23 protein-coding genes are annotated in these 25,432 nt (G+C 71.6%); 11 read left to right on the plus strand and 12 right to left on the minus strand.

Annotated elements, in window-relative coordinates:
* Positions 1–12: 12 nt before the first annotated feature.
* Positions 13–729, minus strand: coding sequence for an SDR family oxidoreductase (locus ACN28A_RS02375; RefSeq protein ID WP_421391820.1), 717 nt, complete (start codon positions 727–729; stop codon positions 13–15).
* A 115-nt stretch (positions 730–844) separates the two neighbouring features.
* Positions 845–3,484, minus strand: a complete 2,640-nt coding sequence (locus ACN28A_RS02380) for an ATP-binding protein (RefSeq protein ID WP_421391822.1) — start codon at positions 3,482–3,484, stop codon at positions 845–847.
* 279 nt (positions 3,485–3,763) lie between these two features.
* Here ACN28A_RS02380 and ACN28A_RS02385 point away from each other — a divergent pair, with 279 nt between their 5' ends.
* The 5 genes from ACN28A_RS02385 (at position 3,764) to ACN28A_RS02405 (ending at position 8,716) form a co-directional block, all read left to right on the plus strand.
* Positions 3,764–5,485 (plus strand): S8 family peptidase, encoded by a 1,722-nt coding sequence (locus ACN28A_RS02385; RefSeq protein ID WP_421391824.1) that lies wholly within the window; start codon positions 3,764–3,766, stop codon positions 5,483–5,485.
* A 230-nt stretch (positions 5,486–5,715) separates the two neighbouring features.
* On the plus strand, positions 5,716–6,021 hold the full coding sequence (locus tag ACN28A_RS02390) for a WXG100 family type VII secretion target (protein ID WP_421391827.1): 306 nt from the start codon (positions 5,716–5,718) through the stop codon (positions 6,019–6,021).
* Positions 6,022–6,027: 6 nt separating this feature from the next.
* Positions 6,028–7,644 carry an alpha/beta hydrolase gene (locus tag ACN28A_RS02395; RefSeq protein ID WP_421391830.1) on the plus strand — a complete coding sequence of 539 codons (1,617 nt, stop codon included), beginning with the start codon at positions 6,028–6,030 and terminating at the stop codon, positions 7,642–7,644.
* A gap of 224 nt (positions 7,645–7,868) precedes the next feature.
* Positions 7,869–8,138 carry a hypothetical protein gene (locus ACN28A_RS02400; RefSeq protein WP_421391833.1) on the plus strand — a complete coding sequence of 90 codons (270 nt, stop codon included), beginning with the start codon at positions 7,869–7,871 and terminating at the stop codon, positions 8,136–8,138.
* Between the two features lie 41 nt (positions 8,139–8,179).
* Positions 8,180–8,716 (plus strand): hypothetical protein, encoded by a 537-nt coding sequence (locus ACN28A_RS02405; RefSeq protein WP_421391836.1) that lies wholly within the window; start codon positions 8,180–8,182, stop codon positions 8,714–8,716.
* A 123-nt stretch (positions 8,717–8,839) separates the two neighbouring features.
* Here the strand turns inward: ACN28A_RS02405 and ACN28A_RS02410 are convergent, their stop codons facing one another.
* Positions 8,840–9,712 carry a hypothetical protein gene (locus ACN28A_RS02410; protein WP_421391838.1) on the minus strand — a complete coding sequence of 291 codons (873 nt, stop codon included), beginning with the start codon at positions 9,710–9,712 and terminating at the stop codon, positions 8,840–8,842.
* Between the two features lie 2 nt (positions 9,713–9,714).
* A complete protein-coding gene (locus ACN28A_RS02415) occupies positions 9,715–10,494 on the minus strand; it encodes a hypothetical protein (RefSeq protein ID WP_421391840.1) in 780 nt (259 codons plus the stop codon).
* Between the two features lie 300 nt (positions 10,495–10,794).
* Here ACN28A_RS02415 and ACN28A_RS02420 point away from each other — a divergent pair, with 300 nt between their 5' ends.
* Positions 10,795–11,511, plus strand: a complete 717-nt coding sequence (locus tag ACN28A_RS02420; RefSeq protein WP_421391842.1) for a hypothetical protein — start codon at positions 10,795–10,797, stop codon at positions 11,509–11,511.
* 122 nt (positions 11,512–11,633) lie between these two features.
* Here the strand turns inward: ACN28A_RS02420 and ACN28A_RS02425 are convergent, their stop codons facing one another.
* On the minus strand, positions 11,634–12,527 hold the full coding sequence (locus ACN28A_RS02425) for an NAD(P)-dependent oxidoreductase (RefSeq protein ID WP_421391845.1): 894 nt from the start codon (positions 12,525–12,527) through the stop codon (positions 11,634–11,636).
* 59 nt (positions 12,528–12,586) lie between these two features.
* Here ACN28A_RS02425 and ACN28A_RS02430 point away from each other — a divergent pair, with 59 nt between their 5' ends.
* Positions 12,587–12,973: a MerR family transcriptional regulator gene (locus ACN28A_RS02430; protein WP_421391847.1), complete on the plus strand. Its 387-nt coding sequence runs from the start codon at positions 12,587–12,589 to the stop codon at positions 12,971–12,973.
* Between the two features lie 389 nt (positions 12,974–13,362).
* On the opposite strand, the gene ACN28A_RS02435 is transcribed toward ACN28A_RS02430, so the two are convergent.
* Positions 13,363–13,575, minus strand: a complete 213-nt coding sequence (locus ACN28A_RS02435) for a winged helix-turn-helix domain-containing protein (protein ID WP_421391850.1) — start codon at positions 13,573–13,575, stop codon at positions 13,363–13,365.
* Between the two features lie 139 nt (positions 13,576–13,714).
* Here ACN28A_RS02435 and ACN28A_RS02440 point away from each other — a divergent pair, with 139 nt between their 5' ends.
* On the plus strand, positions 13,715–14,014 hold the full coding sequence (locus ACN28A_RS02440) for a hypothetical protein (protein ID WP_421391852.1): 300 nt from the start codon (positions 13,715–13,717) through the stop codon (positions 14,012–14,014).
* Between the two features lie 10 nt (positions 14,015–14,024).
* Here the strand turns inward: ACN28A_RS02440 and ACN28A_RS02445 are convergent, their stop codons facing one another.
* The gene (locus tag ACN28A_RS02445; RefSeq protein ID WP_421391854.1) at positions 14,025–14,171 is read right to left on the minus strand and encodes a hypothetical protein; all 147 of its coding nucleotides are present in this window, start codon (positions 14,169–14,171) and stop codon (positions 14,025–14,027) included.
* 206 nt (positions 14,172–14,377) lie between these two features.
* Between ACN28A_RS02445 and ACN28A_RS02450 the strand changes: the two genes are divergently transcribed.
* The gene (locus ACN28A_RS02450; RefSeq protein WP_421391855.1) at positions 14,378–14,848 is read left to right on the plus strand and encodes a hypothetical protein; all 471 of its coding nucleotides are present in this window, start codon (positions 14,378–14,380) and stop codon (positions 14,846–14,848) included.
* Complete coding sequence (locus ACN28A_RS02455) at positions 14,845–15,198, plus strand: hypothetical protein (protein ID WP_421391857.1); 354 nt, start codon at positions 14,845–14,847, stop codon at positions 15,196–15,198. The genes ACN28A_RS02450 and ACN28A_RS02455 overlap by 4 nt, the downstream gene beginning before the upstream one ends.
* Before the next feature lie 180 nt (positions 15,199–15,378).
* On the opposite strand, the gene ACN28A_RS02460 is transcribed toward ACN28A_RS02455, so the two are convergent.
* Both ACN28A_RS02460 and ACN28A_RS02465 read right to left on the minus strand, forming a co-directional pair.
* Positions 15,379–16,422, minus strand: a complete 1,044-nt coding sequence (locus ACN28A_RS02460) for a hypothetical protein (protein WP_421391860.1) — start codon at positions 16,420–16,422, stop codon at positions 15,379–15,381.
* A gap of 1 nt (position 16,423) precedes the next feature.
* Positions 16,424–18,982 carry an FtsK/SpoIIIE domain-containing protein gene (locus ACN28A_RS02465; protein ID WP_421391862.1) on the minus strand — a complete coding sequence of 853 codons (2,559 nt, stop codon included), beginning with the start codon at positions 18,980–18,982 and terminating at the stop codon, positions 16,424–16,426.
* Between the two features lie 336 nt (positions 18,983–19,318).
* On the opposite strand from ACN28A_RS02465, the gene ACN28A_RS02470 reads away from it, so the two are divergent.
* Positions 19,319–20,341 carry a patatin-like phospholipase family protein gene (locus ACN28A_RS02470; RefSeq protein ID WP_421391864.1) on the plus strand — a complete coding sequence of 341 codons (1,023 nt, stop codon included), beginning with the start codon at positions 19,319–19,321 and terminating at the stop codon, positions 20,339–20,341.
* Here ACN28A_RS02470 and ACN28A_RS02475 read toward each other — a convergent pair.
* The 3 genes from ACN28A_RS02475 to ACN28A_RS02485 all read right to left on the minus strand — a co-directional run bounded on the left by ACN28A_RS02475 (position 20,274) and on the right by ACN28A_RS02485 (position 25,225).
* Positions 20,274–22,880, minus strand: a complete 2,607-nt coding sequence (locus ACN28A_RS02475; RefSeq protein ID WP_421391866.1) for a hypothetical protein — start codon at positions 22,878–22,880, stop codon at positions 20,274–20,276. The two genes, ACN28A_RS02470 and ACN28A_RS02475, sit on opposite strands and share 68 nt — an antisense overlap.
* 219 nt (positions 22,881–23,099) lie before the next feature.
* Positions 23,100–24,257 (minus strand): glycosyltransferase, encoded by a 1,158-nt coding sequence (locus ACN28A_RS02480; RefSeq protein WP_421391868.1) that lies wholly within the window; start codon positions 24,255–24,257, stop codon positions 23,100–23,102.
* Positions 24,254–25,225 (minus strand): glucosyl-3-phosphoglycerate synthase, encoded by a 972-nt coding sequence (locus tag ACN28A_RS02485; protein ID WP_421404088.1) that lies wholly within the window; start codon positions 25,223–25,225, stop codon positions 24,254–24,256. The genes ACN28A_RS02480 and ACN28A_RS02485 overlap by 4 nt, the downstream gene beginning before the upstream one ends.
* Positions 25,226–25,432: the final 207 nt, after the last annotated feature.

Here is a 25,432-nt window from a genome sequence, read left to right on the forward strand (position 1 = left end):
CGGAGGCAGAGCCTACGGTCCCGGCGACCGTACCTGTTCGAAGTGGAACTCCCGGATGAAGCAGTCCCGGGGCTGTCCGACCGCGAACAGCACGCACTCCACGACCGACCGCGCGGTGAGCGGTGCGCCTGGCTCGCGCGGCCCGTCCTGCACGAAGTCCGGCGGATAGAGCGAGATCACCCGGATCCCCTCGGCGCGCAGCCGGTGCGACAGGATGCCGGCGAAGCCGGCCTGGGCATGCTTGGCGGCATAGTAGGCCGGATGTGCCTCCGAACGGTGGTGGCCGACCTCCCCGCAGGCGGAGACGAGGTTGACGACGTCGGGCCGGTCCGAGGCCCGGAGCAGCGGCAGCAGGTGCCGGGTGAGCAGCACCGTACCGGTCGCGGTGCCGGCGACGGTCTCGACGATCTCCTCGTCGGAGGCGTCGTCCAGGCCCACCCCGGGCAGATAGCCGGCACCGTTGTTGACGAGCACGTCGATCCGGTCGTTCCGGTCGGCCAGCGCAGCCGCGAAGCCGCGTACCGAAGCGGGGTCGGCCAGGTCGCAGCCGTGCGCCTCGGCGGTGCCGGCCCCACTGCGGCCGATCAGGTCCGCCGTGCGTCCGGCCGCCGCCGGATCCCGGGCCGAGACCACGACGTGCGCGCCGCGCTCGGCGAACGCCAGTGCCAGGGTACGGCCGGTGCCCCGGCCCGCACCGGTGACGACGACCCGCAGTCCGTTCGAGAGCATTGCCCGAGTCGACCACCTCAACCACGGTTGAAGTCAACTCTCCGCCGTGGCCGTCGGCGATCGGGTCGACAAAGGCCGCCACCGACCGGCTCGACCGTGGCCGCCACCGATCGGGTCAGCCGTCGGCGGGGGCGGTGAGGGCGGCGAGGGCACGGCGGACCTGCTGGGCGTCGAGTGAGCCCAGTTCGGTGTAGCCGGCAAGTGCCAGTTCGAGATGCTGCCGGGCCAGGTCGAGGTCACCGAGGTCACGGTGTGCGTGGCCGAGCCCGGTGTGCGCCCGCGCCTGCGGTTCCCGGACACCGATGTCGGCGGCGATGCCAAGTGCCTCGGTGTGGTGGGTGACCGCCTCGGCGGGCCGGCCGGTGCTGCGGGCCGCCTCGCCGAGACCGTTGAGTACCCACGCCTGCACCTCCCGGTCGGCGATCTCGCGGCAGAGCCCCAGCGCCTCGGTGAAGTACTCGACGGCCCGGTGCGGCTGGTCGAGGCTCAGGTGGACACTGCCGAGGTTGTCCAGCGCGTTCGCCTGACCCTGTCGGTGACCGAGCTGCCGGAACACGGCCAGGGCCCGCTCCAGGTGGCCGGCGGCCGAGCGGTGCCGGCTCAACCGCTGCTCGGCGAGGCCGAGGTTGGTAAGCGCGGTCGCCTCGCCCAGCCGGTTGCCGGCCCGGCGGGACAGCGCCGCCGCCCGCGCGAAATGCTCGACGGCGGGTTCGTAGCGGCCCTGCTGCGCGTCGACGGTGCCGAGGTTGCTCAGCGCGAGGGCCTGCTGGGCGTCGTCGCCGGCCGACCCGGCGAGTTCCAACGCCTGCCGGAGATGTCCGGCCGCCGGTCCGGGCCGGCCCCGGAGCCGTTCGAGGTTGCCGAGCACGGTCAGCACCCGGGCCTGCTGGCTGCGGTCACCGGCCCGCCGCGCCACGGCCAGCGCCCGCCGGAGTGGGTCTACCGCCCGCTCGTATCGGCACATGTGCAGGTGGGCGACGCCGATGCCGAGCAGCGCGTGCGCCTGGCCGGTCTGGTCACCTGTCGACTCGGCGGCCTGGTACGCCTGGCTGTGTATGGTAAGCGCCTCCGCGTAGTGGCCGCCGTCGAGATAGCGGTAGAGCAGCGCCGACAGCTCGACGGCATGCCCCGGCCAGCCGCTGGTTCCGGCGTGTGTGGCGACGGCGGCCAGGTTCGGCAGCTCGGTGTCCAGCCAGCGGCGGGCCGCCCCGGCGCCGTCCAGCGGCCGACCCGCACCGCCGGGCTCGACAAGCGGCCGACCCGCCCCGGCCGGCGGCTCGACACCCGACCGGCGGCGCGGGTCGGCCAGGTCGAGCAGCTCGGTCGCGGACCGGACGGTGCCGAGGTAGGCGTCGAGGAGCCGGCCCAGCCCGGCCCGCCGCCCGTCCTCGGACTCGTGCGCGCCGGCGAGCTGGCTGGCGTAGCCGCGCAGCAGGTCGTGCATGCCGTGCCGGGCGGTGGGGACCGGGTGCAGCAGGTGGGCGCGGGCCAGTACCGCCAGGTCGTCGCGGGCCGCCGCCGGCCCGGTGCCGGTAAGCGCGGCTGCGGCGTACTCGTCGAAGTCGGTGCCCGGGTGCAGGCCCAGCATCCGGAAGGTGCGCGCCGCCGACGCCGGCAGGTGCTGCACCGACCAGGAGAAGACCGCGGTGACCGCGGCCCGGGGGTCGCCGTCGGCGTCCATCAGTTCGAGCCGGCGCTGCCGGTCGGCAAGTTCCGCGGTCAGCTCGGCCAGGGTGGCGTCCGGGTGCGCGGCGGCCCGTTCGGCGGCGACCCGCAACGCCAGCGGCAGCCGCGCGCAGAGGTTCGCCAGCGTGGCGACCGCCCCGGGTTCCGTCTCGGCGCGCGCCCCGACCAGCTGGCGGAGCAGCGCGACCGCGTCGGGCAGCGGCAGCAGGTCGAGGTCGACCCGGCGGGCGCCGTCCCGGGCCACCAGCCCGGCCAGCCGGTCCCGGCTGGTGACCACGACCGCGCAGGAGGGGGTACCGGGCAGCAGCGGGCGGACCTGCTCCACGGTGGCCGCGTTGTCAAGCACGATCAGCATCCGCCGGCCGGCCAACTGGGTGCGGTAGCGGGCGGCCCGGTCCTCGACGTCGACCGGGATCTCCGCCCCGGTGACCCGCAACGAGGCCAGCAGCCGGGCCAGTGCGTCGGTCGGCCGCATCGGCTGCTCCGGGTCGTAGCCGCGCAGGTTCAGGTAGAGCTGGCCGTCCGGGAACCGGTCGGCGACCCGGTGCGCCCAGTGCACGGCCAGTGCGGTCTTGCCGACTCCGGCGGTACCGGAGACGGCCGAGATCACCACCGCGGTCGGGGCCGGGCCGGCCAGCATGTCGTCGAGGTGGGCGAGCTGCTCGCCACGGCCGGTGAAGCCGAAGACGTCGGCCGGCAACTGTCGGGGTACCGATCGCTGTCCGGACCCGGCCGGTCGGCGCGGCGTACGCCGGTGCTGTTCGGCGACCCGGTCCCGGGCGGTGGCCAGCATGCCCTGCTCGACCGGGGTGGCGCCGAGCAGCCCGACCAGGATGTCGAACCGGTCGGTGGGCGGCAGCGTCCGGCCGGTCAGGTACTCCGCCACCGCCGCCGTCGACCAGCCCGTCCGGGCGGCCAGCTCGCGGTAGGTGAGTTCGCCGTCCCGGCGCTGCCGGGCGTGCCGGCGGCGCAGTGCCCGCAGCACGGTGGCCAGGTCGGGCAGGGTCGACACCCCGGAGACGTCGAGGGGCGGCAGGTCGAAGACCGGCCCGGTCGAGCGGTGCGGCATCGTGCTGGGACCCCCGGTCTCCGCCTACGGACGAAGCCTAGACCGCGACACTGAGTGATCAACAGCTGTCTGTCGATTTCTGCTGCTGTCCGGAATCCCGATCCCGCCGCCCGCCGATCCGCCACCATCGCCGGGTACGCACCCGGTGCTGCCGGCGGAACTCGGCGGAGGTGTGGCGGCGACGCGACGACGACGTCGGCTCGGTCCGCCACCCGGTCCCCCTCCACGCGATCCGCCCCGAGGCGGCCCGGACGGTGTTCCGCGGGAGGGAGACTGTCCATGTCAGACGATCCTGTTCGGCTGCCCGACTCGGTCCAGAGCCGACGACCATGGCACCGGCGGGCCGGCGTCACGGCCGCCGCCGTCCTCGCACTGCTGGCCGGGAGCCTCGCCGTGCCCCCGGCGGGCGCCGGCGCCGCGCCCGCCCGGCCGGGCGGGCCGGCCCCGCTGCACACCGCGACCGGGCCGGCGGTCGCCGGAAGCTACGTCGTCGTGCTGCACGGAAAGCCGGGATCGGCCGCCGCCGCCCGCGACGGCAGCGCCGTGGCCCGGGTGACCGCGCTGGGCGGGACTGTTCGGCACCGCTACCGCAGCGCGCTCAACGGCTTCTCCGCCGAGCTGACGCCGGCTCAGGTCGACGCGCTGCGCGACGACCCCGAGGTGGCCTACGTCGCGCCCGACCAGCGGATCGGCTTCGACGTCACGCAGACCCCGGTCACCTGGGGCCTGGACCGGGTCGACCAGCGGGACCGGCCACTGAACAACACCTACGAGTACCTGCGGAGCGGTTCCGGCGTCACCGTGTACGTCATCGACAGCGGCATCCGGGCCAGCCACGTCGAGTTCGGCGGGCGGGTGGCCGGCGGGTTCACGGCGATCGCCGACGGCAACGGCACGAACGACTGCCACGGGCACGGCACACACGTCGCCGGCACGGTCGGCTCGGCCGCGTACGGGGTGGCCAAGGGGGTGCGGCTGGTGCCGGTCCGGGTCTTCGGCTGCTCGCCGTACACGAGCACGTCGGCGGTGATCGCCGGGGTCGACTGGGTCACCGCGAACCGGACCGGCCCGTCGGTGGCCAACATGAGCCTCGGCGGGCCGCCCCAGCCGGCGCTGGACGCCGCGGTGACCAACTCGATCGCCTCCGGGGTGACGTACGTCGTCGCGGCCGGCAACGACGCCGTCGACGCGTGCGGCCAGTCCCCGGCGGCGCTGCCGAACGTCGTCACCGTGGCCGCCAGCGACTCCGGGGACAACCGCAGCTGGTTCTCGAACTTCGGCCAGTGCGTGGACCTGTTCGCCCCCGGCTCGGACATCCTCTCCACCGGCATCGCCTCGGACAGCGCCGCCCTGGTGGCCAGCGGCACCTCGATGGCCAGCCCGCACGTGGCCGGCGCCGCCGCTCTCTATCTGGAGCGGAGTCCGGCCGCCCCGCCGGCCGAGGTCTCGGCCTGGCTCACCGACACCGCCACCCCGAACGTGCTCTCCGACGTCCGGGGGTCGCCGAACCTCCTGCTCTACGCCGGCAGCCCCGGCACGCACCCGGCGATGACCTGGCGGGTCAAGGAGCAGCGGGCCGACAACGTGGTGCTGGTCGGCTCCGACGAGCAGACCAACCCGTACCAGGGGGACACGCCGGCCGGCACCAGCCTGCCGATCCTGTGCCTGTCCCAGTACGACGCGCCGGTTCCGGCCGGCGTCACGCCGGACCAGTACAACGGCTGGTCGGGTGGTTCGATGCAGCTCAGTGCCCCGGTGCCGGGCATCCGGCTGAGCAGTCCGGCCGAGGCCGACCGGATCTGCGCGGCGTCCTTCGGCGGAGGCTGGAAGATGGCCGAGTTCCACGACGGCTACTACTTCCTCCGGCCTCCCTTCCCCGGGCTGCCGCTCCCGCCACGGCGGGCCCGCAGCGGCTGGAACCTCTGGGGGCACGGCACCCTGCCGGCCGACACCCGGTTCTGGGTGCACATCAACGACCAGGCCGGAAACCCCTGGAACTGAGCCGGTCCGACCGGCGCAGTCAGGGTCACGGCTCCAGCGAGTCGACGGCGCACGGCGATCCCGCCGTGCGCCGTCGCCCCTCCGGCTCGCCCTCCGCCGCCCGGATCGCCCTGCACCGGGGGTACCCCGGCAGCGAAGCCGCCGGCCGGATCGGCACAGACACCTATCTGACCTTGACAGAGTACTGAGTGTCTTTACTTTGCTACTCTGCGACACGGGGAGGGGTGTCGATGGCTACAGAAGTGCGGGTGGACCCGGCACTGCTGGAGGCGAAGGCCGGCACGGCGGCGGAGCTGCACGCGGGCCTGGATCGGGAGTTGACCGATGTGGAGCCGGAGACCGCCCAGGCGGCCCGGGAGTTGCACGGCTGGCAGACCGGGACCGCCCTGGAAAATCTGCTGCACTGGTGGCAGGACGACCTCGGCAAACTGCGGCAGCACCTCGACGCGCTGGCCGAGGGCCTGCGGCTCTGTGCCCGTGACTACCGGCACAGCGACCTGGCCAGCGCGGACAACTTTCGGAACCTGGGGCGGTGAACGTCAGTGGTCGGCTACGTCGACCTGCGTGATGCCCGGCTCGGCGCGGTGACCGAGGCGGCCCACGCGTGGCGCCTGCTGGCCCGCCGCTCCGGCGAACTCGAACGGCAGGTCGTCACGGAACTGACCGGGCCGTTGCGGACCTCCGGCTGGTCCGGTGACGCGGCGTCCGCGCTGTTCACCCGGCTGGATCAGCTCGACGACGAGTTCGAGCTGGCGGCGCTGCTGCACCGGATGGCCGCGATCGTGCTCGACAACGCCGCCGAGCGGCTGCGCGACGTGCAGCAGCGCCTGCACGCCGCGATCGACGCCTGCGACCTGCTCGGACTACAGGTGACCGACGACGGCCGGGTGGTGCCGCCACCGGCTCAGGACTGGCACATCCACCTGGACGACGGCCGGACGGAGCGGGCGCTGCAGTACCAGAACGCCGAGATCTACACCGAGCTGATCGGAAAGCTCCTCAGCGAGGCCGACGACGCGGACGCCGACATCAAGCGCGCGCTGGGCAAGCTGGAGCCGAGCCAGCGCGGCAGCATGGACACCTTCGAGTGGAAGAACGCGATCCTGGACGCCCAGGAGGTAGCCGACCTGCTGGGCGTGACGGAGTCCGCCATCCCGGAGTCCGGCACCGATCCGGAGAGCGTCCGGACCTGGTGGGCCGGGCTTACCGAGGACCAGCGACTGCTCTACCTGACCGCCCATCCCGACCGGCTCGGTGCGCTGGACGGGCTGCCGACCGCCGACCGGGACGAGGCGAACCGGCTGGCGCTGCGGGCGCAAATCGGGGAGCTGGGGCGGGCTCCGGAGTGGGGCCCGCAGGAACGGCGCGAACTGGACCGACTGCTTCCGCTGCTCGACAAGCTGGAGGCAGCCGAGTACGGTCCGCCCGGCCAGGCGCTGTTCCTGCTCGGCCTCGACAACGCCAACGACGGCAAGGCGATCGTCGCGGTCGGCAATCCCGACACCGCGGCGCACACCGCCGTACTCGTTCCCGGCACCGGTACCGAGCTCGACAACATGCGCGGCCAAATCGACCGGGCGGCGGAGGTTCAACGAGCGGCAGAGCAGCTCGGCGGCCCGACGGCGGGCGGGGTGTCGGTAATCGCCTGGCTCGGTTACGACGCGCCGGGCTTCGACAGCAGCGCGGTCGGCACAGGGCACGCCGAGGCCGGTGCGCCGGCTCTGGACAGCTTCGTCAACGGGCTGCACGCCGCCCATGCCGGGGAATCCAACCACACCACGGTGATCGGGCACAGTTACGGCAGTGTGGTGGTGGGTGAGGCGGCCAGCCGCGGGAACGGCCTCGCCGTGGACGACATCATCACGGCGGGCAGCCCGGGGATGTCCGTGGGCACCGCCGGAGACCTCATGATCGACCCCCGGCACGTCTGGGCGGGTGGCGCGGCGGACGATCCGATGACTGGTGGGCCGGGCAGCATTCCGGGGATCCACGACAACGAGCCCACGAGTCAGGACTTCGGCGCCAACCGGTACCACGCGGACACGTCCGGGCACAGCGGCTACTGGACGCCGGGCAGCGAGAGCCTGAAGAACCAGGGCAGGATCGTGCTGGGCCTCTACGACCAGGTAAGCCTCGATCACGGGCAGGCGCCACGATGAGGGTACGAGCGGTTGCCGCAGGCTGCACAGCGCTGGTGTTGATCGCAGCCTGCGCCAACCCCGACGACCGGGAGGACCCGACAGTGCGAATCCTGTCACGGGCGGAGGTCGAGTCGGCTACTCGCACGCATCTCGCCGCCGCGAGTGAAGCGATCGGTGCGGGTCGCGCGGATCCGGCCCCAACGGTCGGACCGGCACCCTGCGACGAATACCGTGACGATGCGGTGTTCCACGTCTCCGGCTTCAGCCATGTGACCCTTCCCGTGGAGCAGCACGCCGAGGTGCTGGAGCGACTCCGCGACGAGTGGATCGCACGGGGATACGAACTCAAGAACTTCCGGATACTGCCCGACGGCGCCGGCGCCGAACTGGACCTCGTCCGGCCCGCCGACGGTTTCCAGTTCTCCTGGGCCACCTCCGGGGACAGGGTGTGGATAGCCCTGATCATCGTGTCCCCGTGCGTCCGCTCGCCCGACGGAAAGTATCCGGGCTGACCCGCCTGCTGCGGCAGAGCGCGATGGTTACTGGAGCGGTGATGGATCCGGCATGGGTGATCGCGAAGGCCGGCATCTGTCGTCGCCCGATGGCGGCGACGATGGCTGCGCTCGTCATAGCCACCATCGGCTGTGGTGGCGAGGCGAAACGCAGCACGGGATCGACGTACATCGCACTAACGACCCTGCGCGCCAGCACCGGCGCATACGCGGCCGGGAGCCTGGCCACCTTCGCGACGCTGCCGGACGCGACCCGGCTCGGGCCCGTGCCCTGCGACGATCCGGGCGGTGACCTGGCCGACGACGGCCGCTACCAGGTGTCGGGGAGCTGGCAGGTCCCGTTGCCGTCCGGCCGACACCGGGCCACCTTCCGGCAACTCCGGGAGGACTGGCAGGCAAGGGGAATCGAGATCACCGAGTACCGGGAGTTGCCTGACGGGGTGAAAGTGAGTCTGGCCGGCCGAGACCCCGCGGCTGGCTTCAGCCTCTCGCTGACCAGTACCCAACCGCCGGACGCGGTGGCCCTGCTCGTCGTGTCGTCCTGCGTGATCTCGCCGGACGGGCGATATCCGGGCTGACCTGGCCGTCGGTAGGTCCCGGCGTGGGTGTCGATCGTTGCCGAGGTGGCAGTTCGACGGCCCGCTCGACGGGCCTCCCGGGGTGACGTGTGGGAGGCCCGTCGTCGGCTCCGGGTTGTCCGGTCAGGACCGTAGTTCCGCCAGGGCCGCCGCGAGGATCCCGGACAGTGATCTCCGGGACAGTTCCTCGCGCAGCGCCGGATAGTGCGGGTAGTAGTTCAACATCTGACTGGGGTTGGCCGGATCGCGGTACCCGGCGAACGCTCCCCACCGCCACAGCGCGTACTCATGCCGGCCCGCCATCGGTCCACCGGCGTGCTCCACGCACTGGAAGTAGCCGGGAATGTACAGCTCGGGATAGACCTGCCACACCTCCTCCTCGTTCGGGATCGGCAGGTGGAACCGGTCGAAGTACTCGTGGCAGAAGACCTGGAAGGTGGCCTGCATCTTGGTGAAGGCGGCGATCAGGTACTGCTCCAGTTGCGTTGTCTGGAGCCTGGCCTGCGCCCGCGCCGCCAACGCGACCGGCCCCAGGGTGCTGAGCAGTACGCCGAGGTCGCGCATCGCCTCGAAGTTGAAGTTCTGCCCGACCACGTCGTAGCGGACGTTTATCGCGGTGACGCAGGCGGTGGCGTCCTGGGCGAACCGCTGCTTGAGACTCAGCGGGAAATCCGGGCTCTCGACGAACTCCAGCATGGCGTGCTCGGTGCAGCCGCGGACCTCGGCGACGGTGAGCGCGTCCATGTGGTTCTTGATCGCCTGCTCGGAGCGGCGGACCTCGCTGATCATCATCGTGACGGCGTTCTCCAGCGTCAGCCCGCCGCCCTTGGAGTCGTTGTAGAAGGAGTACGCGGCGTAGGCGAACTGTGCCACCTGGATGATCGTGGCCGGGTCGACCGCCTGCGCCGGGCGGGGTGCGGCCGGCACCGCCAGCCCGGTGGCCACCACCGTGGCGACCAGTCCCCGGGTCGCCACCCTCTTCAGCCTGGTTCTCATCGTCAGACCCCCTCGTCGTTCATCCGTTGCAGCGCGTCCCTGGCCACTTCCCAGCTCGTGCCGGCACCGGCCGCCGCCTCCAGCGCCGCATCGCTCCACGGCCCCTGCTGCCAGTCGCCGTTGACCTGGTAGTCCACATAGGTGCGAGTACCGTGCGGGGTGGAGCACTCGTGCACCACGTGGTAGATCGACGGGTGCCAGTCCATGTCGCCTTCCCGGGGAACACACCTCGGCTTGAGCCGGTCGACGATCGCCTGCATCGCCGCCCGGTAGTTCGGCAGGTAGGTGGCGGTGCCGAGCCCGGCCGCGATCCGCGCCTCCAGCCCGACCGAATAGAGCGAGTAGATGGCGAACCCGAGGTGGTCGGCCTCGACCGGGGACTGGACGGCGTCGAACACACTCTTCGCCTGGCGGGCGTGCAGGGCCACCTCCAGGGCGTAGTCCTGCAGGGCGTCCTCGTTGAGCAGGGGCAGGGACGGCACCTCAAGGATCGCGTGCTCGGCGGCACCGACCCACGGGGCCGCGGCGACCGCGTCCAGGTGGGAGAGGATCGCGTCCTCGGCCTCGTTGACCGCCCCGACGAACTCCTGTAGCGCCTCGAAGAGCTGCTGCTCGGTCAGCTCGCCGCTGCGGGAGTCCAGGAACAGACTGAAGGCGATCTCACCCACCTTCTTGATCTTGTCGACGCCGACGACCGCCTGTGCCGGCGTCGCCGTACCGGGCAAGGCCACCACCACCGCCAGCGCCGCCACGGCGATGCCTCGTAAGAATCTGGCTCTCACCTAGAGACTCCCTCCACTGAGGCCGCAGACAGACAGGCCCGTCGATGCGGCGTCGGTTCTGGCGCTACGGTGCCAAGCACGACTGGACAACGACTGGACGCGACACCGAGGAGGTCGCCACCGGCGGTCCGACGAGACGTGCGGTCCACTCGTCGGAGAAGGTCTCGGCCACCGAGGCGCCCTGTCCCGTGGCCGACAGTCGATCGTGGACAGCCGGGACCGCGCTTGGAAAACTCGTCATTGACCGGGAAGGCAGGATTGGCGCATCACCCGCGCCCGGCACAGCCGATTGGAGCCGACATGGCGGGGCAGGATCCGTCGGCCGAGGACCCGCGACATGTGCCCGAGACCGGATCGGCAGCGCCGCGACCTGAGCCGGAGCAGCTGGACATCGGCGAGACCTGGACCTGGGCGGTGCTGCTGACCCTGACCGAGTTCGCCCCCGCGATCGTGGGCGGGATCGCGGTGGTGACCACCCGTGGCGGCAGCGTACTGACCGGTGTACTGGCAGTGTTGTCGGGTGTCGCCGTGATGGCCCGGACAGGCGCCCTGGACGACGGCGGCACCCACGCGCGGCGGAGCCGGTACCGGAACTGGCGACGCGCCCGGGTGGTCGGAGTCCTCACCACCTGGGCGGTCGCGTTCACTCCGCTCGGCTGGTGGCTCGGCGCACCCTGGCGCTCACTCGACATCCTGCCGGGCCTCTGGTGGGGAATCGGACTCAGCGTCGTTGCCGTCATCGGTTGGCTCTTCCATGCCGGTGACCAGGTGATCGCCGGTTACGGCACCCCGTTCGGCAGATCGGTCGACCTGCTGGTGGCGCCGTTCTGGCTGGTCCGCGCCCTCACCGCGCACGGCCTGCTCCCGCTGCTGCTCGGCATCGCGCTCGACAGTGCCGCACTGCTCGTTGCCGGGTTCTGCGTCTGCGTCACCGAATACCTGCTGGCCCGGCGTACCGCCGTGATCGTCTCCCGGACTAACCTGTGGGACCTGGTGCACGGCCGACAGAGCTACTGACCGGCGGCGCCCCGGGTCGCCGCGGACGCCGACCCCGGCGACGCCGAAGAACCCGCCGACGCTGACGAGGCTGGCGAGGCGGCCGGGCGTCGAGGTCGGCAGGATTCGACGTCGACCGGCGGTCAGGCGCGGCGCTTGCGGATCACCTCGACGATGCTGGCGAAGCTGTCCGCCGGATGGCCGTCGGCGATCCGCCGGTCCAACAGCTCCAGCAGCGGCGCGTGCATCCCGGCATCTACGCCACGCCTGCCGCTGACCTCGATCAGGTTGTGCACGGCGGCGCGGTTCAAGTCGACCGGTGAGACACCGTCGGAGTAGTCGTCCGTCTCGACCTCCCGGGCCAGCTCCGGCATGAAGGCCAGCATGCCGTTCAGCCAGCGGAGTGCAAGGGGGAGAAAGCGGGTCGGAGGTACCCCCGCGGTGTCGAGCAGCGCCACGCTGTGCAGGAAGCCGGCCAGGGCCGCGTAGCCGCTGCCGAGCAGGGCCGTGTCCCACAGCTCCGCGAGGGAGGCGTCCGGGCCGAGATAGTGGCTCCTGGCAAGCCGGTCCAGCGTCGACCGGTGTGCGTCGAACGCCTCCCGCGAGCCGCTGTAGAGGAAGAACGCCTCGGAGGTGGCGATCGTCTGCGGCACCGCCATCATGGCGCCGTCGAGGTAGCGCGCCCCGTGCGCGCCGGCCCAGTCGGCGAGGGCGGCGGCCTGTTCCGGCGTACCGGTGGTGAGGTTGACCAGGGTCCGGCCGGCCAGCGTGCCGGCGTTCGGCTCCAGCACCGCGCGGACGTTGTCGTAGTCGAGCAGGCAGACGACGACAAGCGGACTGGCCCCGATCGCCTCGCCGGCCGAGCCGGCCGGGACGGCGCCCCGGGCGGCGAGGGCGTCGGCCCTACCTGCGGTGCGGTTCCAGACGACGGTACGGCTGCCGGCGTCGAGCAGGGCACCGGCGAGCGCACTGCCCATCCTGCCCAGGCCGAGGAGGGTTACCGAGCTGTCGGTCACGGTTGACGGTGCGGATGTCATGGCGGCTACGGTAAAGCTTCACGTTGACGTCAGAGTCAATGCTCGGTGATGGGGTCCACATGCGAATCGGTGAACTCGCCAGGCGTACCGGGGCCAGCGAACGCGCGCTGCGCTACTACGAGGAACAGCACCTGCTGAGCCCGGTACGCCGCCCCAGCGGCTACCGGGAGTATGACGAGGCAGACGTCCGGCGGGTGCACAGCATCCGGATGCTGCTGGCCGCCGGGCTGAACACCGCCGTCATCGCCGAGGTGCTGCCCTGCATGACCGACAACGGCGAGGTACTGGTGCCGGCCTGCGCCGGGCTGGCCCCGGTACTCGCCGACGAGCGCGACCGGATCGACGCTGCGATCGAGGACCTGCGCGGAGCACGCCGGATCCTCGACGCCATCGTGCAGGTCGCCGCACAGGCAGAGCCGACTCCGGAGATCTGCGCCGTGTCGTGAGGCGGGGTACAGCTCTGTGTGGCGTTGGGGGCCGTTCCCCTGTGGTGCATTTTCCGCCAAGTCGGAGACCGGGTGCAGCATCCACACCTCATCGACCCGAGGGGCGTTAAGTCGCGATCCTCACCCGGTCCGGAAACCGGGTACAGCAGGTGATCTTCTCGCCGTACTGGTTGGTGCCGTAGAAGTTGCGATCCTCACCCGGTCCGAGGACCGGGTGCAGCGGCTCATGATCTGCAAAGATAGAGCCACGAACATGCCTTTGCCATCCCCAGGACATCCTTTATGCCCGTTAGGTGAAGAAATCGGCTTGGGAACCCCACGCTTGGGCCGGGTTCACTGGAGGTTCCTAGATCAACTGCGGCAACCCAACGACACCTACATACTGGCGCTCAGGACTCGGAGACGAATACACCGACGCCCTGCACTCCTTCAACGAGACCCTCCGTCCGTAACTTGAAGATCGCTTGTCGTACGACGATCGCGGACACCCCATGCTCTCGGCATAGCTCAGCCGTGGACGGCAACTTGTCGCCTGGCGCAAGCTCACCCGATCCGATCTGCGATCTGAGGTGATCCGCAAGGCGCTCCCGCGATCTTGTCATCGGCCGGCCACGCGACTACCAGCACCGGATCGACCGGTTCGACGAGCCGGACTGGCGGCGGTACGGCCTCCTCGTCGACACCGCGTTCCGGCTCGCCGTCAACCGGCGGTTCCGGCCGGGCGGCCAGGATCGGGCCCCGGTGATCCGGTTCGTGGCGAGCGTCCGGGAGCGCTACGACCACACCGGCTACGACCTCGATCCGAGGCTGGCCGAGTCGCTGCTCTGGGCCACCCTGGCCGGCGAGCCGACGCCGGACCCGCTGCGTGCCCGGACGCACACCACCCAGACGCTCCTGCTGGTCGCCCTGCTCGATGACGAGGGCCTGTCCCGCGCCGAGCTGGACCGCTTCCTCACCGACGCCGAAGGTCCCCCGACGCCAATGCCCAGCCCGACACCGACACCGACCCGAGAGGCGAGCCCGGCACAGGCGACACCTTGAAAAAAGACCCTCAGACCAGGTAGTAGCCGAAGAAGGCGACCGGCGGGGCGAGGAAGCAGATCAGGAAGCCGAGCCTGGCATACCGGGCGGGACGACCGAGGATCATCCTCGGCCTGCCCCAGACACCGAGCGCCAGGAAGCCGAGGAAGAAGGCCATCGTCAACAGGCCGGCACGGCCCCAGGAGAAGAGGGCAAAAGTGCCGCTGTCCAGTTGGATCGTAGTTAGACGTTGGTCACGGGTCGGAGGGCGCCCGTCGCCGTCCTCCGCCCGTTGGCAGGTTTGTTCTGTTGCTTTTGTCGATTAGTTGGCTCAAAACCCGCTGACCCTGGCTATACCAACCACTTCTGAAGTAGTGTTGAAGTGTGACTGCTGCTCCTCTGGAGTCGGTACCGTTCTCCGAGCTGCTACGTCAGCCCGCCGAGACCACCGACAGACTGACACGAACCCGTGCCGTACGGCTGCGCCGCCGCGACGCGGCGGACCTGGTGCTGATGTCGGCCGATCGCGCCGACGCCGAGGCCGAGGTGGTCGACGTGACTGCCAGACTGCTGGCCGGAATCGCCCGCCGTAAGCCCGAGCTGGTACGGGAGGTACTGCCCACCGCGCTCCCGTGGGTCCGGTTCCTACCAGCGCATGACATCGACGAGATGGCTGACGAGTTCGTGGCCGTCACCGAGGCCGCCGCCGCGATCGGTAACACCGCAGCTGTATCACAACTGCTCATCGAGTGGCGACACACCGCCGAGATCCACGCCGACCCCGACCTGCACCGAGCGTTGACTGGGCAGGAGCTTGCCGATTTCGGGCCGGCGCCCCGGCCGGACGAGCAGTGAGCGCCAAGCGCGGCGACCGGGCAGCACCTCCCCGTCGCCCAGGCGGCTACGTCCTCCGGTTCGCAACCAATGACGCGGCGAAGGGCTGGGAAGAGCTGTGCCGACAGGCGCCCACGAACACTCGCACCGCTTTCGATGCGATCGAAGTCAACCCCTGCCCCAGTCCTCCCACCAGCCGTCAGCACCGGCTCAAGGGCTCCCTGTCCTCCGACGCCTATACAGGTAAGACGCTGGACCAATGGCAGTACGAGGTCACTGGCGGCGGCCGAATCTGGTACCTGGTCGACCACGAAGCTCGTATCTGCTGGATCAAATACGCGGGCACCGGTCACCCGCGGATCACTGACTGACACTGGCGGATGCGAGTTGTTTGCTGTTGGCTTGCCGTTCGCGGCCTTCGACTGTCCCGCGCCGAGCTGGACCGCTTCCTCACCGACGCCGAAGGCACCCCCGACGCCACTGCCCAGACCGACACCGACACCGACCCGAGAGACGAGCCCGGCACAGGCGACACCTTGGAAGAAAGATCCTCAGACCAGGTAATAGCCGAAGAAGGCGACCGGAGGGGCGAGGAAGCAGATCAGGAAGCCGAGCCTGGCGTACCGAGCGGGACGACCGACGATCATCCTCGGCTTGCCCCAGATGCCGAGCGCCAGATAGCCGAGGAAGAAGGCCATCGTCGGCAGGCCGGCGCAGCTCCACGAGAAGAGCGCGAAGGTGCCGCTGTCCAGGCCCTTGTTCCGGGTCACCTCGGCGACGGTGAGCAGGATCCAGATGATCACCGTAAGCAGGCTGGCACAGATCAGATAGACAGTCGTCGCCCGAGCCAGCGGTGACATCGCCGGGAACAGCGGCGCCTGCTGGGCCATCGTCTCGGTCTGCACGATCATCACGTCGGCGCCGTCGGCCGACTGCCGGGCCAGGTCCAGCTCGCGCAGCGGGTCGACCGGCGGGGCCGGTGGCATCCCGGCCGCCGCGCCGGAGACCGGCCCGACGCCGTCCGGCGCCGCGTCGGCGGGCAGCCGGGGACCGGGGACCGCGCCGGAGGCCGGGGTCGCCGGCAGCGCGCGCCGCGCCGGACCGGCCGGCAGTTCCGGGTACGCCGCACCGCCGCTCGCCGGATCCGCCCCGCTCCCCTGCTCGCCGGTTCCCGAGCCGGCGGGGTTGCCGAGCCCGGTCGGCCGGTAGACATGCCTCTGCAGCCCGGACGGCCCTTCCGAGGTGGGCGGCGATCCAGGTGGGGGCGGAGGCGGCGGCTCCTGGTCCGGCCCGCTGTACTGGGCCGGCACGGCAGCGTGCCCGGGTGCCCCGGCCGGCGGCGCGAACCCGGGCGCCGGAGGCGGAGGCAGCGGCGGCCCGGACTGCGGGGCGGCGGCCGGCGGGATCGACTTGCCGATCATCTGGCCGAGTGCGGTCAACCGCTGCTGCTGCACCGCGAGCCGCTGGTCGAGCCGGTCGGCGACCACCCCGGCACTCCCCCGCGCCTCGGCGAGCTGCGCGGCGGTCCGCTCGGCACCGCGCCGCAGCTCGTGCAGGTGCCGGGCCAGGGCCGCGTACTCGGCGAAGCTCGCCACCTCAGCTCCCCTCCTCGTCGTCGTGCTCGTGGCCGGCCTGGACGAACGGCACGATCAGGCGTATCCGCTGGTCGTGGCGGTCGACGAGCAGGGCCCGGTTCGACCTCGGGGTGTAGGCCAGGTCGGTGACGCCGAGATACATCCCCAGCTCGCCACCTGGCACGTTCAGCGCCACCAGGCAGGCGATGTCGTCCCGGTTGCTCGACCCGCCGATGTCGTCGGAGAGCCGGCGCAGCCCGCGCCACCAGCCGAGCAGGTGCACCCCGTACGCGGGGCCCTGCCGGAGCATCGCCTGGAGGTCGTCCAGCCCGGACTTGAACTGCTCGTCCCGGGCGCCGAGGATGCCGCTGGCTCCGTCCATGCCGTACCCGATCAGGAAGGTCCGGGCCGCGGCCGGGCCGTCCGCCGGCTGGGTGGCGAGTTTGCGCAGCTCCTCGCGGAGCCCGGCGGCGTCGAGCCGGTCGACCGGATGGCCGGCGCCGGTCAGCTCGGCGATCGTCTGCTCGGCGATCTCGTCGGCGACCGCGACAAGCGGGGCGACCAGGAACCGGGCGCTGCCCGGGGCGTGCTGCCGGGCCAGGCTGACCGTGGCGGCGTGCAGCACACTCGCCCCGACCGGCGAGGTGCCGACCACCCCGAGGTGCCGGCCGGGTGTCGCGTCCAGCGCGAACATCGCCGAGGTCAGGTCCACGTCGACGGTACGCCCGACAAGCGCCAGCGGTCGCCGTCCACCCGGGACCAGTCCCCGGTACGTCGGGTCGTCCTCGACGTGCACCGACTCGTACCCCTTGAACACCGCAGGTGGCCGGGAGCCCGGCCGGCGGGCCTGCCACAGCTCGTGCCGCAACTGGGCCACCTCGGCGCCGCTGGCGTGCGCGTCCGGGAACCGGACCACGGTGTTCGCGGCGGCCAGCCCGGCGGACGGGTTCACGATCGCCGAGCCGATCGGCAGCGCTCCGGCGGCGTCGTTGAGGTGGTCCAGCACTCCGCCGCCGCCAGGCAGGGCTATCCGGAGCGGGAACTGCCCGAAGATCGAGTCGTTCTTGCCGTAGAGCGCCTCGATCCCGGACATGCTCTGGCTGGCCAGCACCAGGTGGATGCCGTAGGAGCGACCCTTGCGGGCCAGCTCCTCAAGCAGCGCCACCGCCTCTCGGGCCACCGCGTCGTTGCCGGCGAAGAGGACGTGGAACTCGTCGATCACCGCCACGATCCGGGGTACCGGCCTGCCGGTGTCCCGGGGCAGGTCGGCGAGTTTCGTCACGCCGTGCCGCTTCAGCGCCGACGCCCGCCGGTTCAGCTCCCGGCGCAGCTCGCGCAGCACGGCGACGCCGTACTCCCGGTCGGACTCGATGCCGACCGCGCGGGCGTGCGGGATCCAGCTCGGATCGCGGCCGGTCGGCACGAACTCGGTGAAGCTGACGCCCTCCTTGAAGTCGAGCAGATAGAGCGACAGCTCGTCCGGGGAGTAGCGGGCGGCGAGTCCGTAGAGGACGTCGAGCAGGAACACCGTCTTGCCGGAGCCGGTCCGGCCGCCGACCAGCCAGTGCGGGGTCTGGTCGTCGAAGGCGCAGATTACCGGCTCCCGGCCGGCCCGGCCGACGACCGCGCGCAGCCCGTTGCCGGACGACTCCGCCCAGGGGCGGGCCGGCAGCAGGTCGGTGAACTCGAAACTCGACTCCCGCCGGTAGATCTCGCCGAGCCGGTCGGCAAGCGCCGCGACCGCGCCGGCCGGCGGCTCGCCGTCCAGGCGTACCGGGGCGGCCAGGCCGGTGCCGTCCGAGCTGAACGGATGGCCGGGCGGGTCGCCGATCCAGGCGTACCCCTGCGGGTCGAGCCGGACCAGTGTGGTGCCGCCGAGCGGCGGCGGGGCGAGCCCGGCGCTCCGGGGCGGATAGCCGGCGGCGAGTACGCAGATCCCGGCGGTCGGGCCGGCGTGCGTGAGCGCGGCGAGCCGGGCCAGCTCCCGGCCCCCGTCCGGCAGCGAGGCGGCGACCAGGAGCAGGAGTTCCGGCGTACCCGAGGTGGCGGCCTGCTGGGCGGCCCGGGCGTGTCGTTCGGCGGCGTCGAGCACGGCGGAGATCTCCGCCTCGGTGGTGGCCGGTGGCGGCATCGCACCGGCCTCGATCAGCACCCGCAGTGGCAGGAAGGTGGCGCCGAGCGCGGCACTGTCCAGTCCGGCGACCCGGACCGAGCCGGGCGGTGCGGCGGCGAGCAGCCGGACCACGAGGGTACGCAGCAGCGCCGCGACCCGGCCGTCCCGGGCGTCGGCGTCGACCGCCAGGTGGGTGCCGCCGCTCAGCGGTACGACCGCCGGGAAGTCCCCGTGCGGCGTGCTCGCCACGCCGAGCCGCATCGGCAGCGGGCCGGCGAAGAACCGGGCCGGCTCGGGTTCGGCGCTTATCGCCCCGCCGACCCGGTGCAGCCGGGCCACGATGTCGGCGGTCTCGCCGCCCTCCGGCGGCGGCTGTAGTCGGGCCAGCCCGTGCCGGGCCGCGTCCAGGTGTGCCCGGGCCTGCCGGTGGGCGGCCACCGCCCGCCCGAATGTGGCTGCGAGTCCCACCCTGCCCTGCCCCCAACCGCTCGGGTACGCGTAGTACGGGTACGCGTAGTCACCGGAACACTAACCGAAGCGGGGGCGGGAACGTACCAGGCGGGGCTGACATGCGACCCGGCGGGACGGCCCGGCCACAGGAACCCGGATGGAGATCCGAAAGGGATCATGATCTGTTCCGGTCCGCACGGGCAGGTGGTCGCTGCCGAAGGTCCATTGACGAGTCAAGATGACTGTGGAACCGTGACTACGTCAATGCCTCCTCCGAGGGTCCTGGAGTACGAATTGGCGACCGGGCAGATGATCGAACGGGCCCCTGCCGGGCGTTGGCTCGATAATCATCCCGTGTTGGAGGCGCTCCGCCAGCGCCGCGCCACCGACTCGAGACCCGGTGACCGGAAAGACCCGTGGAAGATCGGGCTCGCCGTCGAGGGCGGCGGCATGCGCGGCATAGTCTCCGCCGCGATGCTCACCGCCATCGAGGATCTCGGCTTTCACTATGCCTTCGACGACGTCTACGCGGCGTCGTCCGGAGCCATCAACTCCGCCTATTTCCTGGCGACCAACACGTGGTATCCGCTCTCCATCTACTACGACGACCTCGCCTGTCGCAAGTTTGTCGATTTCCGCCGGGTCTTCACCGGTAAACCGATCCTGGACATGGAGTACGCGTTCGAGAACGTGGTCGAGGTGATCAAACCACTGGACTTCTCCGCGGTCCTCGCCGCACCGATCCGCTTCCACGTCTCGGTGACCCTCGTCGACGAGCTCCGCACCCTCGACGTCAGTGATTTCGAGAACCGCGCGGACCTCAAGGCGGCGCTGCGGGCCAGTGCCTGGCTTCCGGTGGCCGTGCCCGGCACCGCGATCTGGCGCGGACAGCGCGCGGTCGACGGCGGTGTGCTGACCGCCTTCCCGTTCCGGCTGGCGGTCCGGGACGGCTGCACGCACGTCCTCTCGCTGAGCACCCGACCGACGAGCCTGCCCCAGCGGCGGCACTCGATCACCCAGCGGTTCGCCGCGTCCCGGATCAACCGGCTGCGCTCCGGGCTGGGCGACGGATATCTGCGCGCCGTACGGGAGGGCTGGCAGGACCGCCGGGACCTACAGCACCAGATGACCCACCCGAAGGACGATCCGGCCGTCCTGGACCTCGCGCCACTGCCCTGGATGCGGCAGGTCCAGCGGCACGAACTCGACCTCGCGAAGCTGCTCGCCGGTGCCCGCACCGCCTACGGCGTGATGTACTGCGCCCTGAACGGCGTCTCGCCGGACCGGATCCGGGACAACACGCTGCGGATCATCCCCCGGCTGACGGCTGTCGAGCACGTGGTGCCGCTGGGCCCGTCGAGCGGGCTGTCCCAGTAGCGTTCCCAGCCGTGCCCGCCGCCGCCCGCTCGGAGGCGAGGAAGGCCCTGGCCAGGCCGGTGCGGATCGCCGGTGCGTCGATGCCGCACTTGACGATGTAGAAGATGCCGATGTTGGACACGCCGAGCATCAGCGCGTAGGGCCGGCCGTCGAGGTCGCCCCGGAAGATGAAGTACGCCAACGGCCAGACCATCAGCAGGAAGACGAACATCGACGGGGTCCACCTGCTGAACATCTTGAGACCGGTGACGTCCCGATAGTCGGGCGGGACGACGGACGAGGAGCCGCTCTCCCGGGCGTCCCGCACCGTCCGGTTCGCGAACGACGACACGGTCGCGTTCAGCCCCAGTTGCATGGTGAGCCCGATAGCCGTGCAGATCGGCCACCACAGCGGGTGCCCGAGGTTCGGCGGCAGCACCACCAGGATCCACCAGAAGGCGAAGAGCCTGATCCAGAACTCGGCGGCCCAGGCGTGCAGACGACGCGGGAGCGGAAGCCCGCCGCTGCCGTACGCCGCACTGAGCCCGGCGAAGATGTTCTGGTAGTGCCGCACGTTCACCAGGGCGAACGTTCCGGCGACGATCCGGGCGTCCAGGTTGCGCACCCCGGGCGGACCGAGGGTGTCGAGTACCCACCGCTCCCCGCCCGCCAACAGTCCGGCACCGGCGGTCCAGCCGACGAGTTCGGTGCCGCGCCGGGCCAGCTCGACGACCCCCGGGGTGGGACCGACCCCGAAGTCCCGGCTGACCTGCACCAACAGCACCAGGAAGACGAGCGCCCAGCAGGCCCCGCACAGCGCCGACCAGTAGAGCAGCATCGCGGCCCGGCGGTTGTTCCGCCCCGCCCGCCGCGACAGTCGCCGGAGCGCCGGCTCCGGGAGCCGCCCGATCCGGATGAACTCGGGATCGGACGGATCGGTGCTGACCGGCGGGTCCGCCGCGCTGGTTTCGTCAGTGCCGACCGGCGGGTCCACGGCGCGGGACTTGACGGGTCCGGTGCCGTCCGGCCGGGCCGCCGACTCCGCCTCGCACCACTGCCGGAGCAGGTGCCGCTGCTGGACCCGTACCCGGCGGATCCGCCGTTGCCGTGCGGTCGTCCGGGCGGTCGGTGACGCCAGGTCGAAGAGACCCCGCAGGGTGACCCGCTCCTCGCCGAGCAGCCCCTCCCGGTCCGCGACCGTCACCGCCTGGAGTTCCATCGCGAACGCGGTGCCGAGTTCGGCGTACGTCCAGGTGGTGTCGCCGTAGAGCAGCAGTCTCCGGCCGGGGTCCCGCTCGACGAGGTCCTCGACGAATCTCGCCAGCAGCGGGGTGCGGACGTAGAAGGCGTCCGGCACCTCCGACCCGTGCGTCGCGTCCGCCCCGCCGATGGCGATCAGCAGCCGACCCAGCGAGTAGAGGTCGGCCCGCGCGGGATCGACGACCGCGGCGCGCTGCTTCATCTCCGGCGCGACGTAACCGGCTTCCCGGCCCTCCAGCGCGCCGATCGTCCGGCTGTAGAGGTGGTTGCGGCCGAGGTCGATCAGGACGGCCTTGAGCCCGCTGCCGTAGCCCTGGTCCCTGGTGATGATGATGTTGGACGGGGTCAGGTCCTGGTGGGTGAGACCCAGTTTCTGGATCTCGGCGAGCGCCCGGAACAGCGGCGGCGCGAGGTCGCAGAGGGCGTCGAGCCGCAGCAGCGCGGGCCTGCGACTCCCGGTCCGCGGGTTGGGCCGCGTCCGCGTCCCGGCGTGGCCGAGGCGGGCCGTCAGCTCCTCCTCCAGGGTGCGGCCCTCGACCAGTTCCATCGCCACCCAGGCCCGGGTGCTGGCGTAGATCTCCGGCAGGTGCGCGGAGGGTCCCGGCCCGGACGCCCGCGTCTCGTCCCCGGCGATGACCGTCGAGGCCCGGGACCCGTAGCGCTCGACGTAGGTCTCGGTGGCGGCGGCGATCGCCTCGATCCGGGTGTACGGCGGCAGCACGCACTTGAGCGCGATCCTGGCCCGGCGGCCCTGCCGGTCCTTCCACGGGCCCCGCAGGATGAACGAGGTGGTCCCGAACCGCAGCAACCGCAACCGCGAGAAGTCGATCTCTGCCCACACCTTGGCCGGGTCCGGCACGCCGGGCCGGTTACCACGGTTCCCGAGACCGTAGACGGTCGCCAGTGCGCCGAGTACCCGGGCGTCCTCGAACAATGCGCCGACCTCGGCCTCGACGGCTTTGGCGGTGCCGTCGACCGCCGCTTCCGGACCACCGCCCCGGCGTCGATCGAATTCGTGCGCGATGACCAGGAAACCCAGCAGTAGGCCAATCAGCCCGACGCTCTCCTCGGACCGGTCCGACACTCCGGAACAGATACTCCGAAGTATCTCGATCGCGTCGTGTCGGCTCCGCCGGAACGCACCCTCGAACGCATCGTGCTCGACCGGTGCCCTGGCCATCAACTCCCAGATATTCTCCGGATCGAGGGACAGGCCGAGCAACTCCCGGACAAGCTCCGCCGGCGAAAGGTTGCGATTGACCGACAGGAGGTCGTCCAGGAGCTGCTTCGGCGGCGTCAACCGATCTTGATATTGTCCCTCGTCCACGGCTGTGTCCCCTGCCTCTGCCGCAGGCAATTGATCCGTGCTCCTACGTCGTCGCAGAGAATATTGCAGAACCGGGCTGGCGGGGCAAACGCCACGGCCGCATTCGGTCCGATCGGCCGGCGGTCACGAAAAACTGCCGACAGGACAATCGCACTTCACGGCACACCGGTCAGCCCGGCACCGCCACACCGCTCAGGCCGGCACGGCCACTTCGGACAGTGCCCGGACCCGGTCGTAGAGGGTCAGGTAGGACCGGGCCATCACCTCCGGGGTGAACCGCAGGGCGGCTTCGACCTGGCAGCGACGCGGGTCGATCCGGTCCGCGTCCGGGACGAGCCCGGCCAGTTCCTCCTCGTCGTCGGTGAGCAGACCCGTCTCACCATGCTGGACAAGCTCCGGCAGGCAGCCCTTGGCCAGCCCGACGACCGGGGTGCCGAGGGCGAGGGACTCGACCACCGCCGTGCCGCCGGGCTCGGCCCAGCGCAGCGGGAAGAGCGAGGCGCGGGCGGTGGCGACCAGGTCGTCGCGTTCCCGGCCGGCGACGGTGCCGATCCAGCGCACCCGTACCCCGTCGACGTGCGGCGCGACCCGCTCCCGCCAGAACTGGACGTCCGGGTTGGCCGCCGCCACCGGATCGTTCCCGGCGGCGGCGAGTTCGGCCGGCTGCCGGTACGGGCCGACCGGACCGGCGAGGACCAGGTCGAAACCGGCCCGGTGGGCCAGCCGGGCGGCGAGATCCTGCCCCTTCCCCGGGTTGATCCGGCCGAGCACCACGACGTGTCCGCCCTTGGCGGCGGGGCGGCGCCGGTCCGCGCCGACGGCCAGCGGGGTGGCCAGGTGCACGTGCCCGACCGAGTGTGCGCGCAGCGCCTCCGGGGCCCGGGCCAGCTGCGAGGCGGAGACGCCGTTCACGCGTACCCGGTCGGCGCCGTCGAAGTTGCCGTACAGCTCGGGATGCTTGGCCAGGTCCCAGTGCAGGGTGTGCAGCACCGGCGGGGCGTCCGGGCCGAGCGCGGCCAGGGTGGCCAGGCCGGCCGCCTCGACGTGGTCGTGCACCAGGTCGATGTCGTCGCGCTCCCGCAGCGTGCGTACCACCGCGTGCAGGTGGCTCTGCACCACCCCGCACGCCTGGTTGTACGGCCGTTGCAGGCTGCCGAACTGTCCGTCGGCGAAGACCGCCAGCCGCTCGTCGACCGGCAGTTCACTGCTGCCGACGGTGGCCAGCACCACCCGTACGCCGAGCCGGCGCAGCTCGGGTACGAGGGTGGCGATCACGTTCTCGATCCCGCCGTACCCGTTCGGCGGCACCGGAAGCCAGGGACCGGCGTTGACAAGTACGGTGAGGCTCATCCGGCGGCCACCGCCCCGGTCGGGGTGGCACCGGCCAGCGCCAGCCGACGGGCCCGGTTGCGGGCCATCCGGGTACGCGGGGAGAGGCTGGCCAGTGGTGGCCGTTCGGCGACCGACACGTCGGTGACGACGATCTCCCGGTCCAGGTTCGGCAGTGCGGCGTCGCCGCCCCGGCGGAACTGGGTGAGCGCGGCGGCCGGCGGCACCGGTTCGGCGACCAGCCCACGCCGGTGCAGCCGGGACCAGACGGTGTAGAGGATCTGCGCCGACATCCGGCCCAGCGCCTCGGTGTCCTGGTGCCGGTGGAACCGCTCGCCGAGGTCGACCTGGGCCAGCGCGTCCAGCCCGACCAGCTCCAGCAGGTCGATCAGCATGGCGATCTCGACGCCGTACCCGGAGACGAAGGGGATCTGTTCGAGGATCTCGCGACGGCCGGCGTACTCCCCGGCGAGCGGCTGGACGAAGCCGGCCAGTTCCGGCCAGAACATGCTGATCAGCGGCCGGGCCGTCAGCTCGGTCACCCGCCCGCCGCCGTCCGGTTCGACGCCGCCGGCCCCGACCAGCGGCCGGTGGTAGAAGCCCTTGACGAACGCGACGGTCGGGTCGGCGAGCAGCGGCCCGACCAGCCCGGTGACGAACCGGGGCGAGAAGCGGCGCAGGTCGGCGTCGACGAACGCGACGACGTCGCCGGTGGCGGCGGCCAGCCCGGACCAGAGCGCGTCGCCCTTGCCGTCCAGCCGGGGCAGCCCGCGGGTCATCTCGTCCTGACTCACCACCCGGGCCCCGGCGGCGGTGGCCAGCGCCGCGGTCGCGTCGGTGGAGCGGGAGTCGACCACGATCAGTTCGTCGACGACCGGAGCCTTCTCCATCAGGTGCCGGCGCAGCGTGCCGACGATCGTACCGACCGTGGCCTCCTCGTTGCGGGCCGGCAACACCACGCTGACCCGCTGCTCCCCCTTGACCTTCAGCAGCCGGCGTGGCGTCCAGCCGGCCGAGTTGTCGGTACGGTACGTAGTCCAGGCTTCCACGACCGGTGGAACGGTCGGTTCTGTTTGCCGTCGCACGGGCACCCCCCAATTTCGTGATCCGCAGCGCCGGCCGAACCTTTTCCTCCGGCGGTCCGGGCAAACCCGAGGCCGGCTAACAGCTTGATCTCCAATTGGCGGCCTACGTGC

The sequence above is a fragment of the Plantactinospora sp. WMMB782 genome (genome assembly GCF_049179135.1).
GTDB lineage: Bacteria > Actinomycetota > Actinomycetes > Mycobacteriales > Micromonosporaceae > Plantactinospora.